The organism is Rhizobium sp. OAE497, from assembly GCF_040546565.1.
Lineage (GTDB): Bacteria > Pseudomonadota > Alphaproteobacteria > Rhizobiales > Rhizobiaceae > Rhizobium.
This window is the reverse complement of record NZ_JBEPOA010000001.1, coordinates 2,867,085-2,880,217: the sequence shown is the minus strand read 5'-3', so window position 1 is coordinate 2,880,217 and position 13,133 is coordinate 2,867,085. Positions and strand designations below refer to the sequence as shown.

10 protein-coding genes are annotated in these 13,133 nt (G+C 62.4%); 7 read left to right on the top strand and 3 right to left on the bottom strand.

Features of this window, described 5'->3' with window-relative positions; translation table 11 throughout:
• Positions 1 to 7: 7 nt before the first annotated feature.
• The 3 genes from ABIE40_RS14695 to ABIE40_RS14685 all read left to right on the top strand — a co-directional run bounded on the left by ABIE40_RS14695 (position 8) and on the right by ABIE40_RS14685 (position 2,828).
• Positions 8 to 361 (top strand): DUF6867 family protein, encoded by a 354-nt coding sequence (locus ABIE40_RS14695; RefSeq protein WP_199627668.1) that lies wholly within the window; start codon positions 8 to 10, stop codon positions 359 to 361.
• 219 nt (positions 362 to 580) lie between these two features.
• Positions 581 to 1,705, top strand: coding sequence for a branched-chain amino acid ABC transporter substrate-binding protein (locus ABIE40_RS14690; protein ID WP_112711427.1), 1,125 nt, complete (start codon positions 581 to 583; stop codon positions 1,703 to 1,705).
• A gap of 154 nt (positions 1,706 to 1,859) precedes the next feature.
• A complete protein-coding gene (locus ABIE40_RS14685) occupies positions 1,860 to 2,828 on the top strand; it encodes a 2-hydroxyacid dehydrogenase (RefSeq protein WP_199627666.1) in 969 nt (322 codons plus the stop codon).
• Positions 2,829 to 3,027: 199 nt separating this feature from the next.
• On the opposite strand, the gene ABIE40_RS14680 is transcribed toward ABIE40_RS14685, so the two are convergent.
• From ABIE40_RS14680 to ABIE40_RS14670, 3 genes are all read right to left on the bottom strand, one after another.
• The gene (locus ABIE40_RS14680) at positions 3,028 to 3,570 is read right to left on the bottom strand and encodes a GNAT family N-acetyltransferase (RefSeq protein WP_354541080.1); all 543 of its coding nucleotides are present in this window, start codon (positions 3,568 to 3,570) and stop codon (positions 3,028 to 3,030) included.
• A gap of 74 nt (positions 3,571 to 3,644) precedes the next feature.
• Entirely contained in the window at positions 3,645 to 4,562 is a 918-nt protein-coding gene (locus tag ABIE40_RS14675; RefSeq protein WP_199627664.1) for a response regulator, read from the bottom strand.
• Positions 4,555 to 7,941, bottom strand: coding sequence for a hybrid sensor histidine kinase/response regulator (locus tag ABIE40_RS14670; RefSeq protein WP_199627662.1), 3,387 nt, complete (start codon positions 7,939 to 7,941; stop codon positions 4,555 to 4,557). Before ABIE40_RS14670 ends, ABIE40_RS14675 begins: the two co-directional genes overlap by 8 nt.
• 216 nt (positions 7,942 to 8,157) lie before the next feature.
• Here ABIE40_RS14670 and urtA point away from each other — a divergent pair, with 216 nt between their 5' ends.
• The 4 genes from urtA (at position 8,158) to urtD (ending at position 13,105) form a co-directional block, all read left to right on the top strand.
• On the top strand, positions 8,158 to 9,450 hold the full coding sequence (gene urtA, locus ABIE40_RS14665; protein WP_112711422.1) for an urea ABC transporter substrate-binding protein: 1,293 nt from the start codon (positions 8,158 to 8,160) through the stop codon (positions 9,448 to 9,450).
• A gap of 116 nt (positions 9,451 to 9,566) precedes the next feature.
• Entirely contained in the window at positions 9,567 to 11,186 is a 1,620-nt protein-coding gene (gene urtB / locus ABIE40_RS14660) for an urea ABC transporter permease subunit UrtB (protein WP_199627660.1), read from the top strand.
• On the top strand, positions 11,183 to 12,343 hold the full coding sequence (gene urtC, locus ABIE40_RS14655) for an urea ABC transporter permease subunit UrtC (RefSeq protein WP_199627658.1): 1,161 nt from the start codon (positions 11,183 to 11,185) through the stop codon (positions 12,341 to 12,343). The genes urtB and urtC overlap by 4 nt, the downstream gene beginning before the upstream one ends.
• A gap of 6 nt (positions 12,344 to 12,349) precedes the next feature.
• A complete protein-coding gene (gene urtD, locus ABIE40_RS14650) occupies positions 12,350 to 13,105 on the top strand; it encodes an urea ABC transporter ATP-binding protein UrtD (protein WP_130283965.1) in 756 nt (251 codons plus the stop codon).
• The last annotated feature ends 28 nt before the right edge of the window (positions 13,106 to 13,133 follow it).

Below are 13,133 nucleotides of genomic sequence, written 5' to 3'. Positions count from 1 at the left end.
CTTTGATATGCAGGGACTTTTCTTCGAACCGGACATGGGCGTCAGAACCGTCATCCGCGCGCTGGTCATGCTCATCGGTTTCTGGACCGCATGGCGCGCCGGCAAGGCCGCAGCCGAGGGCTGGAGCGATTACCCGCTGGTGGTCGCCTATACCTTCCTGCTCGCCTGGGTGATGCAGTTCCTGCATCACGCGCTGTTCAACGGCCCGATGCTGAGCGGCTTCTACTACATCATCGATTTCGTGCTGCTGCTCGTCTTCTCGACGGCCGGCTTCCGCTTCCGCCGCACCAATCAGATGGTCAACAACTATTACTGGCTGTACGAAAAAACTTCCGCGTTTTCGTGGAAGAACAAACATTGACAGCCCGTTGAAACTAGGCATGAATTGCCTCAGCGGCGGTGCCCGGAAGCAAACGGAAATCCGCCACTGATAAAAAATCGAAGGGCATGGCCCAGGCCGGCAAAGCGTAAAGCAGCCGGTTCATGCCCCCAGAGAGGAACAGCTTTCCCCGGCGCAGTTATTGGTGGGTAGTGCGCTTGGGTTTGGACCGGAACCCGCCCAAAAATTGGGAGTAAAAACATGAAGAAGTATCTTCTGTCGGCAGTGGCTCTGACGGCGATGGTTGCTTTCAGCAACGCCGCTCGCGCTGACCTGCTGGTTGGTGTTGGTGGTCCGCTGACCGGCCCGAACGCTGCGTTCGGTGCACAGCTTCAGAAGGGTGCCGAACAGGCAGCTGCTGACATCAACGCTGCTGGCGGCATCAACGGCGAGCAGATCAAGGTCGAGCTCGGCGACGACGTCTCCGACCCGAAGCAGGGCATCTCGGTCGCCAACAAGTTCGTTGCTGACGGCGTCAAGTTTGTCGTCGGTCACTTCAACTCGGGCGTCTCCATCCCGGCTTCTGAAGTCTACGCTGAAAACGGCATCCTCGAAATCACCCCGGCTGCGACCAACCCGCAGTTCACCGAGCGTGGTCTCTGGAACACGTTCCGTACTTGCGGCCGTGACGACCAGCAGGGCGCGATTGCCGGCAAGTATCTTGCCGACCACTTCAAGGACGCCAAGATCGCTGTCGTTCACGACAAGACGCCTTACGGCCAGGGTCTCGCTGACGAAACCAAGAAGGCTATGAATGCCGCTGGTATCACCGAAGCCGTCTACGAAGGCATCAACGTCGGCGACAAGGACTTCTCGGCCCTCATCGCCAAGATGAAGGAAGCCGGCGTTTCGATCATCTATTGGGGTGGTCTGCACACCGAAGCGGGTCTCATCATCCGCCAGGCAAAGGACCAGGGCCTGAAGGCAACGCTCGTATCGGGTGACGGTATCGTTTCGAACGAACTGGCTTCGATCGCTGGCGACGCTGTCGAAGGCACGCTGAACACCTTCGGCCCGGATCCGACGCTGAACCCGGCCAACAAGGACCTCGTCGAGAAGTTCAAGGCTGCCGGCTTCAACCCGGAAGCTTACACCCTCTATTCCTACGCTGCGATGCAGTCGATCGCAGGCGCTGCAAAGGCCGCTGGTTCTAACGATCCGGAAGCCGTTGCCAAGGCCATGAAGGAAAAGGGTCCGTTCCCGACCGTTCTCGGCGACATGTCCTTCGATGAAAAGGGCGACCCGAAGCTCCCGGGCTACATCATGTACGAATGGAAGAAGGGCCCGGACGGCAAGTACAGCTACTTCCCGCAGGCCGCGAAGTAAGCATCGCTTGCACGGTTCCGACCGTTTAGAGGAAGCCCGGTTTCGACCGGGCTTCTTTGTTTTTGGCGACGGTTCTGCGCCGGAGTGACGTTTTCAATCCTGATGCGATGGGCTAGCTTTCACGCCCTGCCAGAATTCAGAAACGGAAATTTCGATGTCCCGACCGCGCATTCTCGTCACCCGCCGCTGGCCTGCCGCCGCCGAAGCCGCTCTTGCCGAGCGTTTCGACGTGACCCTCAACGAAGCCGACGTGCCGATGACCGCCGATCAGCTGCGCCAGGCGCTCGCCGATTACGACGCGGTGCTGCCGACCGTCTCTGACAAGCTGCCGGCATCCGTCTTCGAGGGCAGTCCGCGCGCAAAAATTCTCGGCAATTTCGGCGTCGGCTACAATCACATCGACGTCGCCGCCGCCAAGGCGAAGGGCATTGCCGTGACGAATACGCCGGGCGTGCTGACGGACTGCACCGCCGATATCGCCATGTTGCTGCTGCTTGCCGTCGCGCGGCGCGGCGGAGAGGGCGAGCGCCAGATCCGTGCCGACGAATGGAAGGGCTGGTGCCCGACGCATATGATCGGCACCAAGGTCTCGGGCAAGACCGTCGGCATCATCGGCTTCGGCCGCATCGGCAAGGCCTTCGCCCAGCGCTGCCATTTCGGCTTCGGCATGGATGTCGTCTTCTACAATCGCTCGAAGGTCGATGAAGCCGAAGCCGCCCGCTACGGCGCCCGTCAGCTTGCGACCGTCGAGGACGTGCTCGGCGCCGCCGATTTCGTCTCGCTGCATTGCCCGGGTGGGGCCGAAAACCGGCACCTGATGAATGCGGCGCGCTTTGCGGCGATGAGGAAGGGCGCGTTCCTGATCAACACGGCGCGCGGCGATGTCGTCGACGAGGCGGCGCTGATTGCGGCGCTGCAGACCGGCGTGATCCGTGGCGCCGGGCTCGATGTCTACGAGGCGGAGCCGCAGGTGCCGGAGAAACTGAAGGCGATGGAAAACGTCGTGCTCCTGCCGCATCTCGGCAGCGCGACGGAGGAAACGCGGACGGCGATGGGGATGAAGGTGGTGGATAATGTCACCGCGTTCTTCGAGGGCCGGGAGCCTGCGGATCGGGTGGTTTGAGGGTTGGTTGGCTGAGGGTTGAGCAAGTCTGCTTTCGGGCTCCGAGCAAGTTCGCCCCCCTCTGCCCTGCCGGGCATCTCCCCACAGGTGGGGAGATTGGCTGGGGGAGGGCCGCTCGCGCTACGTTGATGCTACGTGCTGGCGCCGAGCTTGATTTGGCAACGCGCCGTCTCCACACACTCCCTCATTCCTGTGCTCGTCACAGGAATCCAGCCACCGCGCGTCCGCGCGGTGAATGACTCATACCGATATGAGGAGGTCTCTCGCGCCCATGGACATGGGCGCACTGGATTCCTGTGACAAGCACAGGAATGAGGGAAATTGGGGGTATCACAACGACAAACGCGAACCTTGCGCTTGGCTCCCACGCTAAAGCGGGAACTCGAACAACAGCTCGTTGTCTTGCTCGCCAACATGCTGCCAGCCGGCCCTGCGATAGAAACCGCTCGGCGCGCGTATTGGGATCAGTTGTAAGCCAAGCCTTCTCGAAACCGGCCGTTCTCAAAACGGAGCAAACACTGCTAAGCAACGCTCTCCCAACGCCGCGGCCACAGTATGCCTGGTCCACAAACAGAGCCCAGATGTTTCCGTTACGCGTATCGGCGGCGGCAAATCCATGGATGCCGCCGTCCTCTTCCCAAACGAAGATCCCGGGATTGCGGACAAACCATCGATAGTCGTCGGGCGTCACCTTGTTGGGGTCCGCGAGTACATTTTCGCGGACCGTTAGGCGGATCTCCATTAATCTTGTGATGTCACCGTCGTCAGCGTTGCGGATCATTTGTTATCATCTCCGCCCAAAGGTTGCGCCTAACCCTACCCCTCGTGCAACACATGCGCTGCCTTCACCGCGGCCGACGCCCGGTTTTCCACCCCGAGCTTCACATAGATCTGCTCCAGATGCTTGTTCACCGTCCGCGCCGAGAGCCCCAGGATCTCGCCGATATCGCGGTTGGCTTTCCCCTTGGCGATCCACAGCAGCACTTCCGACTCCCGCTGGGTCAGCGAAAAATGTTGGCGCAGCACCGCGTCGTCGCTGCGCTGGCTGATGGCGGTGAGGCGGAAGAGGTACTCGTCAGGGCCGATGGTGCCGAGGAAGGCGAGCTGGAGGGCGGGTTGGCCGGCGTGGGCGATCGAGAAGGCGGCGTCGCGGCCAGTCGCCATGCGGTCCCTCATCCAGGCGGCGATATGGGCCGTGACGGTTGCGAGCGCATCGTCGCTGCCCATGGCGGCGTTGACGAGGCGGGTTGCCTGGGGCGTCGACCAGTGGACCTTGCCGTCGCCCTTCACCGCCAGAAGATGACGGCCGGCTGCGTCGAGGGCGACGCGGGCGCTTTGGGTCGAGCGGGCGTTGCGCAGGTGGACGCGGATGCGGGCGCGCAGTTCGTCGATATTGATCGGCTTCGTCAGATAGTCGACGCCGCCGGATTCCAGCGCGTGGACCACATGCTCGGTTTCCGTCAGCCCGGTCATGAAGATCACCGGCACCTGGCTGACGGCGGCGTTTTCCTTCAGCTTGCGGCAGGTCTCGAAGCCATCCATCGAGGGCATGACGGCATCGAGCAGGATGAGATCCGGCGTGATGCGCTCGACGATGTTGAGTGCGGCCGAGCCGGAGGTGGCGATCAGCACGGAGAATCCGGATTGCTCCAGCGCATCGGTGAGAAAGCCCAGCGCCTCGGGCGAGTCGTCGACCAGCAGCACGATATCGCGGGGGTGGGCCTGATCAGCCAATGGTTTCCACCTTTTCGTTGAACCGGTGCAGGAAGGTCATGCAGCCGTCGAGATCGAACGCCGCCACATAGGTGCGAAGCTCCTCGGTAAATGGCTGATTTGCCTCGTCCTTGGCAAGGTCGTTGAGCTTGGCTTCGATACCCCGGATGTAGCCGATTTCGCAGAGCCGCATCAGTTCCGCGACATGGGCGATGCCAGGGCTGACAAGCGGCGGTTTCGGCGGTGGGGCGGGCGCTGCCGCCGTGTCGGCATAGGTCCATTTCAGGCCGAGATGCAGGGCCAGCTTGTCGCGCAGCTGCCTGATATCGACGGGCTTGCCGATCGCGTCATTATGGCTGTCGTCGCTTTCGGCTGTCGCTGCGGCATCGCCGATATTGGCGGACAGCATGACGATAGGCGAGGTCTGGCCGTTTTCGCGCAGGCGCGAGGCGAGCTGCCAGCCGCTCATGCCGGGCATGGAGATATCGACGAGGAAGAGATCGGGCTGGATGCCCTCGATCAGCGTCAGGCAGTCGGTGCCGCTGGCGGCCGTCAGCACGACGAAATCGAGCGGCGCCAGGATTTCCCGCATCATCTCGCGGTGGTCCTCGTTGTCGTCGACGACGACGATGGTGCGGCGCGGGCCGTCGTAGCTGACGATCTTCTTCTCCTGTGGCGGCGCAGTCATCTCGCGCATGACGGCCGAGAGCATCAGGCGGACGCGGAAGGTCGAGCCCTGATCCTTTTCGCTGGTCACCAGGATTTCGCCGCCGAGCGTATTGGTCAGAAGCCGGGTGATGGTCAGGCCGAGGCCGAGGCCCGGCATCGGGCGGATGCTGTCGGCCTCGCCGCGCTGGAAGGGTTCGTAGATGCGGCTCAAATCCTTCTCGGCGATGCCGCGGCCGGTATCTGAAACGGTGAAGGTCGCGACCTGGCTGCGATAGCCGACATCGAAGGTGACGCTGCCCTCGTCGGTGAACTTGATGGCGTTGGAGAGCAGGTTGACGAGGATCTGGCGCAGGCGCTTCTCGTCGGTGCGCACGAATTGCGGCAGCGACGGCGTGCGGTCGTGAATGAAGGCGAGGCCCTTGGCCTGCGCCTGCGGGCGGAACATGTCGACGATCTGGTCGAGGAAATCCTGGATGTTGATCTCGTTGGAATAGACCTGCAGGCGCCCGGCCTCGATCTTGGAGATATCCAGCAGCCCGTCGATCAGGCCGGAGAGATGCTCGGCCGAGCGGCGGATCACCTTGATCGAGGATTGGCGCGGCGGCGGGATCGTCTCGTCGCGCTCGAGGATCTGCGCATAGCCGAGCACGGCATTCAGCGGCGTGCGCAGCTCGTGGCTGAGACCGACGACATAGCGGCTCTTGGCGCGGTTGGCGGCTTCGGCGGTTTCCTTGGCGTTCTGCAGCGCGGCGTCGGTCTTCTTGTGGGCGGCGATTTCCTTCAGGAGCAGCGTGTTCTGGCGTGAGGATTCCTCCTCGGCGACGACGCGGCTGTCATGGGCGAGCACATAGAACCAGCAGACGACACCGGCGATGACGGCGAAGACGAAGAAGACGATCAGGATGGTGCGGTTGACGACTTCGGCCGTCTCCGGCGATGCGGAGGCCACCTGGTGGGCGATCATCGCCAGGATCGCGCCGACCGCGGTCAGCGCCAGCACGACGGCGATGCCGTAGCGGCCGAGGCGGGTCGTCAGTTTCTGCACCACGGTTTCCGGCAGCACGGCCTTGGCGACGGTGCCGACCTGGGCGTTCAGCCGTGCCTTCGGCTTGCACATGTCGTGGCAGCGGCTGTCGAGCGAACAGCAGAGCGAGCAGATCGGCGCCGCATAGGCCGGGCACCAGGCCATGTCCTCGGGCTCGAACGGATGTTCGCAGACCGAGCAGGTGATGCTTGTCAGGTTCTTCCAGCTGTGGCGCGGCTTGCGGGCGAGGTAGAACTTGCCCTTCGTCGCCCAGGCGATCAGCGGCGAGGCGGTCAGCGCGATGACAAGGGTGATATAGGGCGCGAGCGAGGCGGCGATCGGGCCGAAGGCGCCGAAATGGGCGATCAGCGAAATGCCGGCCGAGAGCGTCATGGCGCCGAGGCCGACCGGGTTGATGTCATAGAGATGGGCGCGCTTGAACTCGATACCGGGAGGGGCGAGGCCAAGCGGCTTGTTGATGAAGAGATCGGCGGAGATGGTGCAGAGCCAGGCCATGGCGATGATCGAGAAGATACCGAGCGTTTCTTCCAGCAGCCGGTAGATGCCGAGCTCCATCAGGAGCAGCGCGATCGCCACGTTGAAGATCAGCCAGATGACGCGGCCGGGATGGCTGTGGGTCAGGCGCGAGAAGAAGTTCGACCAAGCGAGCGAGCCCGCATAGGCGTTCATGACGTTGATCTTCAGCTGCGAAACGACGACGAAGGCGGCCATCAAGAGCAGGGCGGCATTGTGCCAAGGGATCATGTAGCCGAAAGCGGTGAGATACATCTGCGCCGGATCGGCGGCGCGGTCGACGGGCACGCCCGCGGTGAAGGTCAGCACGACGAGGAAGGAACCGGCCAGCAGCTTCGGCGCGCCGATGATCACCCAGCCGGGACCGGCGAGGAAGACGGCGAGGCGGTGGCGCCACTTGCGCTGCCCATCCGGCGGCAGGAAGCGCAGGAAGTCGGCCTGTTCGCCGATCTGCGACATCAGCGCCAGGATGACGGCGGAGGCGGCGCCGAATTCCACGAGGTTGAAATCGGCGACCGTGCCTGGCGGTCCCGAGGCATGGCGGATGCCGGCGAAGGCGCGCCAGACATCGAATTTCTCCCAGTCGAGAAAGGCGATGAAGATGAAGGGCAGGACGTTCAGGATGATCCAGAACGGTTGGGTGACGAGCTGGAAGCGGCTGATCAGCTTGACGCCGTGCGTCACGAGCGGGATCACCATAACGGCGCTGATGATGTAGCCGATCCACAAGGGTATGCCGAGCGTCAGCTCCAGCGCGCCGGACATGATCGAGGCCTCGATCGCAAACAGCATGAAGGTGAAGCTGGCATAGATCAGCGAGGTGATGGTCGAGCCGATATAGCCGAAGCTGGCGCCGCGCGTGAGAAGATCGATATCGACACCGTGGCGGATCGCATAGCGGCTGATCGGCAGGCCGATCATGAGCATGGCAATCGAGGCGACGATGATGGCGAAGAAGGCGTTGGTCGTGCCGTAGGAGAGCGTGATCGCCCCGCCGATCGCCTCCAGCGCCAGGAAGGAGATGGCGCCGATCGCGGTCTGCGAGATGCGCTGCGAGGAGAACTGTCTTGCGCTCTTTGCGGTGAAACGCAGCGCATAGTCCTCGAGCGTTTGGTTCGCGACCCAGCGGTTATACTCGCGCCTGACCGGAATGATGCGTTGCCGCGCTGCCATGCTGCTCTGCCGGTCCCTTCGTTCCCTTGTCACACTTCCGTAACACGGATGGCCGGAGCGCTTAAGAGTGCAGCGCAGCATTCGCGTGCAGATTTAGCCCCGGTGCCTACGTCATATTACGTATGTGTTTTCGCAGTGCAGCACCGGATAGTCCCCTAAGCAACAGTTAATTTTTGCCTTCCGGCCTGTTGTCGAACAAGAAGAGGGGATCACAAGATGAATCTGCGATCATACGTTTCAGGTGCCGTTCTCGGCGCCGTCATGTCGGCCACGGCCGCATTCCACGGAGCAGTTGCAGCCGACGACACGATCAAGGTCGGCGTTCTGCACTCGCTCTCCGGCACCATGGCCATCTCCGAGACGACGCTCAAGGACGCCATGCTGATGCTCATCGACGAGCAGAACAAGAAGGGTGGCCTTCTCGGCAAGAAGCTCGAAGCCGTCGTCGTCGACCCGGCTTCCGACTGGCCGCTGTTTGCCGAAAAGGCCCGCGAGCTGATCGAAAAGGACAAGGTCGCGGCCGTCTTCGGTTGCTGGACGTCCTCGTCGCGCAAGTCGGTTCTGCCGGTTTTCGAAGAGCTGAACTCGATCCTGTTCTACCCGGTCCAGTACGAGGGTGAAGAATCCTCGCGCAACATCTTCTACACGGGTGCTGCTCCGAACCAGCAGGCGATCCCGGCGGTCGACTACCTGATGGAGAAGGAAGGCGTGAAGCGCTTCGTTCTCGAAGGCACCGACTACGTCTATCCGCGCACCACCAACAAGATCCTGGAAGCCTATCTGATCTCGAAGGGCATTCCGAAGGAAGACATCATCGTCAACTACACGCCGTTCGGCTTCTCCGACTGGCAGACGGAAGTCTCCAAGATCAAGGAATTCGGCGCCGCCGGCAAGAAGACCGCCGTCGTCTCGACGATCAATGGTGACGCCAACGTTCCGTTCTACAAGGAACTCGGCAACCAGGGCGTCAAGGCAACCGATATCCCCGTCGTCGCCTTCTCTGTCGGCGAAGAAGAGCTTGCCGGTCTCGACACCAAGCCGCTCGTCGGCCACCTCGCTGCCTGGAACTACTTCGAGTCCGTCGAAAGCCCGGCGAACAAGAAGTTCATCAAGGAATGGCACGCCTTCACGAAGAACGACAAGCGCGTGACCAACGACCCGATGGAAGCTGCCTATATCGGCTTCAACGCCTGGGTTAAGGCCGTTCAGGCCGCTGGCACGACCGACACCGACAAGGTTCTCGACACCATCATCGGCGTCTCCGTTCCGAACCTCTCCGGCGGCACGGCAACCGTGATGCCGAACCACCACATCACCAAGCCTGTCCTGATCGGCGAAATCCAGGCCGACGGCCAGTTTGAAATCGTGCAGCAGACGCCTGCCGTCGTCGGTGACGAATGGTCCGACTACCTGCCTGACTCCAAGGACCTGATCTCCGATTGGCGCAAGCCGATGAACTGCGGCAACTTCAACGTTGCGACCGGCAAGTGCGGCGGCAAGGGGTCTTGAGTTAGCCGATCCGATACCTGCCTGATGACTTCCGTCCGGATCCCATCTCCGGGCGGAAGCTCCGTCCCAAACGGTTGCTGCCCAAAAGGCCAACGATAGTCCAGGCGAGAAAGCCGATGTATCGCGCCCTCAAGCTTATCCTTATTACCCTCTGCCTCGCGGCTCCGATGCTCGCTTCGCCGCTGAAGGCCCAGGAAGACATCCACGCCCTCGTCAACGCGCTCGGCGAAGGCGATTTCGATCAGCGCGCCGAAGCCATCAAGGCGCTCGTCGCCTCCAAGGATCCGCATGTCGGCCAGATCCTGCAGCAGCTCAGCGACGGCCAGCTCTATGTGAATTCCGAAGAGGGCGGCCCGGTGCTGCTCCAGGGCGGCACCGAGGACGAGCCGACCTTTTCCGATCCGATCAGCGGCGAAGCCGTCGATGGCATCGACGCCGATTACATGTCCAAGGTGAAGATCAACAATTCGCTGCGCGGCGCGATCGCCAGCGCCATGAGCACGCTGACGCTGCTGAGCCCGGATCGTTCCGCGCGGCTTGCAGCGGCCCAAGGCCTGCTGCGGGATGCAGATCCCTCCAATCTCGAGCTTCTGAACTCCGCGCTTGCGGGCGAGAAGGATGCCGATGTCAAGAACACGATGGAAGCCGCGCGCGCCGTGATGATGCTGAAAAGCGATGTCAGCGCCGAGGACAAGAAGGCCGCCATCGACACGATTGCCGCCCGCGGCGACCGCAACGCGCTGACGATCCTGACGACGGCGATGGAAACCGCACCCGATGATCTGAAGCCCGCCATCCAATCGGATATCGATGGCATCAAGCGCAACCTGGCGGTCTGGGATGTGGTGCAGAACGTCTGGTACGGGCTGTCGCTCGGCTCCGTGTTGCTGCTCGCCGCCATCGGCCTTGCGATCACCTTCGGCGTCATGGGCGTCATCAACATGGCGCATGGCGAAATGGTGATGATTGGCGCTTACACGACCTATGTCGTGCAGGAATATATCACCGCCAACTTTCCCGAAATGGCCAATTACTCGCTGGCCTTCGCCGTGCCCGCCGCCTTCGTCTTCACCGGCTTCGTCGGACTGATCATCGAGCGCCTCGTCATCCGCTATCTCTACGGCCGGCCGCTGGAAACGCTGCTGGCCACCTGGGGCGTGTCGCTGATCCTGCAGCAGGCGGTGCGCACGATCTTCGGCCCGACCAACCGCGAGGTGCGCAATCCGAGCTGGATGTCGGGCGCTTTCGAGCTCGGCGGCCTGTCGATTACCTGGAACCGCCTCTGGATCATCGTCTTCTCGATGGCGGTGTTCTTGACGCTGCTGATGCTCCTGAAGCGCTCCGCCTTCGGCCTGCAGATGCGCGCCGTCACCCAGAACCGCCGCATGGCCTCCTCGATGGGCATCCGCACCGGCTGGGTCGATGCCTTCACTTTCGCGCTCGGCTCCGGCATTGCCGGTATGGCGGGCGTGGCGCTCAGCCAGATCGACAACGTCTCGCCGAACCTCGGCCAGAGCTACATTATCGACAGCTTCATGGTCGTGGTCTTCGGCGGCGTCGGCAATCTCTGGGGCACGCTGGTCGGCGCTCTGTCGCTCGGCGTCGTCAACAAGTTCCTGGAACCCTTCGCCGGCGCCGTCCTCGGCAAGATCCTGGTGCTCGTCCTCATCATCCTCTTCATCCAGAAGCGTCCCCGCGGGCTCTTCGCACTCAAAGGAAGGGCGGTGGAAGCATGATTACGGCCTTCCTTCTCCGGTCTCTCGATCGCAAGATCTCCATTGCCATCGCCATCCTGCTCATGGTCGCCGTCCTCGTTCCGGTTCTCAACCTGATGACCGGCCCCGAGAACCCGCTGCATATCCCGACCTACATCATGGCGCTGTTCGGCAAGTATCTGACCTATGCGCTCTTGGCGCTGGCGCTCGATCTCGTCTGGGGCTTCTGCGGCATTCTCTCGCTCGGCCACGGCGCCTTCTTCGCGCTCGGCGGCTATGCGATGGGCATGTATCTGATGCGCCAGATCGGTTCGCGCGGCGTCTATGGCGACCCTGTTCTCCCCGATTTCATGGTGTTCCTGAACTGGAAGGAGCTGCCCTGGTTCTGGTTCGGCTTCGACCAGTTCTGGTTTGCGGCGCTGATGGTTCTCCTCGTGCCCGGCCTGCTTGCCTTCGTCTTCGGCTGGTTCGCCTTCCGCTCTCGCGTCAACGGCGTCTATCTCTCGATCATCACCCAGGCGATGACCTACGCGCTGCTGCTTGCCTTCTTCCGCAACGACATGGGTTTCGGCGGCAATAACGGCATGACCGACTTCAAGGAAATCCTCGGCTTCAACGTTCAGGCGGACGGTACGCGCGCCAGCCTCTTTGCCGCCACCGCGATCTTCCTGGCGCTATCGCTGATGATCTCCTCGGCGATCGTGCGCTCCAAGTTCGGCAAGGTGCTGGTCGGCGTGCGCGATGCGGAAAGCCGCACGCGCTTCCTCGGCTACCGCGTCGAGCATTTCAAGCTCTTCACCTTCGTCTTCTCGGCGATGATGGCGGGCATTGCGGGTGCGCTCTACGTGCCGCAGGTCGGCATCATCAATCCGGGCGAATTCGCGCCCGCCAACTCGATCGAAGTGGTCATCTGGACGGCTGTCGGCGGCCGCGCGACGCTGATCGGGCCGATCCTTGGCGCCATCCTCGTCAACGGCGGCAAGACGATATTCACCGGCCTCTTCCCCGAGTTCTGGCTCTTTGCGCTCGGCGGTCTCTTCGTGCTCGTCACGCTGTTCCTGCCGAAGGGCATCGTCGGCACCATCGCCCAGTATTTCGGCCGCAAGAAGCCGCGGACGGAAGCGACGCCTCCCTCGCTCGAGGATGGCGTCGATGCGAAAATCCAGCCAGCGGAGTGAGCGCCGATGATCCCCGACGTCAAACCCAACAGCGTGCTCTATCTCGACGGCGTGTCGGTGTCCTTCGATGGCTTCAAGGCGCTGAATTCGCTGTCGATCGTCATCGAACCCGGTGAGCTTCGCGCCATCATCGGCCCGAACGGCGCCGGCAAGACGACGATGATGGACATCATCACCGGCAAGACGCGGCCGGACGAGGGCGCCGTTTTCTTCAATGGCCAGACCGATTTGACGAAGCTCGACGAGGCCGACATCGCCCAGCTCGGCATCGGCCGCAAGTTCCAGAAGCCGACGGTCTTCGAAAGCCACACGGTCTGGGACAATCTGGAACTGGCGCTGAACCGCCGCCGCGGCGTGTTCTCGACGCTGTTCTACCGTCTCTCTGGGGACGACAAGGCGCGCATCGAGGAAATCCTCGAGACCGTGCGCCTGACGCACCGCCGCGACGAGCTCGCCGCCAATCTCTCGCATGGGCAGAAGCAGTGGCTGGAGATCGGCATGCTGCTCGCCCAGGAGCCGAAGCTGCTGCTCGTCGACGAACCCGTTGCCGGGATGACCGATGCCGAGACGGCGGAGACGGCGATCCTGCTCAAGGAAATCGCCAAGACCCGCTCGGTCGTCGTCGTCGAACACGACATGGGCTTCATCCGCGACCTCGGCGTCAAGGTGACGTGCCTGGCCGAAGGATCGGTGCTGGCCGAGGGGTCGATCGATTTTGTGAGTTCCGATCCGAAGGTGATCGAGAATTATCTGGGGCGGTGAGGGATGAGCGAATTGTCTTCGACGGCCA

What these genes read in the sequence shown, in the direction of transcription:
- urtD (WP_130283965.1), top strand. Translation starts at nt 12,350, where the DNA reads ATGATCCCCGACGTCAAACCCAACAGCGTGCTCTATCTCGACGGCGTG.
- ABIE40_RS14695 (WP_199627668.1), top strand. Translation starts at nt 8, where the DNA reads ATGCAGGGACTTTTCTTCGAACCGGACATGGGCGTCAGAACCGTCATC.
- ABIE40_RS14690 (WP_112711427.1), top strand. Translation starts at nt 581, where the DNA reads ATGAAGAAGTATCTTCTGTCGGCAGTGGCTCTGACGGCGATGGTTGCT.
- urtB (WP_199627660.1), top strand. Translation starts at nt 9,567, where the DNA reads ATGTATCGCGCCCTCAAGCTTATCCTTATTACCCTCTGCCTCGCGGCT.
- urtA (WP_112711422.1), top strand. Translation starts at nt 8,158, where the DNA reads ATGAATCTGCGATCATACGTTTCAGGTGCCGTTCTCGGCGCCGTCATG.
- ABIE40_RS14670 (WP_199627662.1), bottom strand. Translation starts at nt 7,941, where the DNA reads ATGGCAGCGCGGCAACGCATCATTCCGGTCAGGCGCGAGTATAACCGC.
- ABIE40_RS14685 (WP_199627666.1), top strand. Translation starts at nt 1,860, where the DNA reads ATGTCCCGACCGCGCATTCTCGTCACCCGCCGCTGGCCTGCCGCCGCC.
- ABIE40_RS14680 (WP_354541080.1), bottom strand. Translation starts at nt 3,570, where the DNA reads ATGGAGATCCGCCTAACGGTCCGCGAAAATGTACTCGCGGACCCCAAC.
- urtC (WP_199627658.1), top strand. Translation starts at nt 11,183, where the DNA reads ATGATTACGGCCTTCCTTCTCCGGTCTCTCGATCGCAAGATCTCCATT.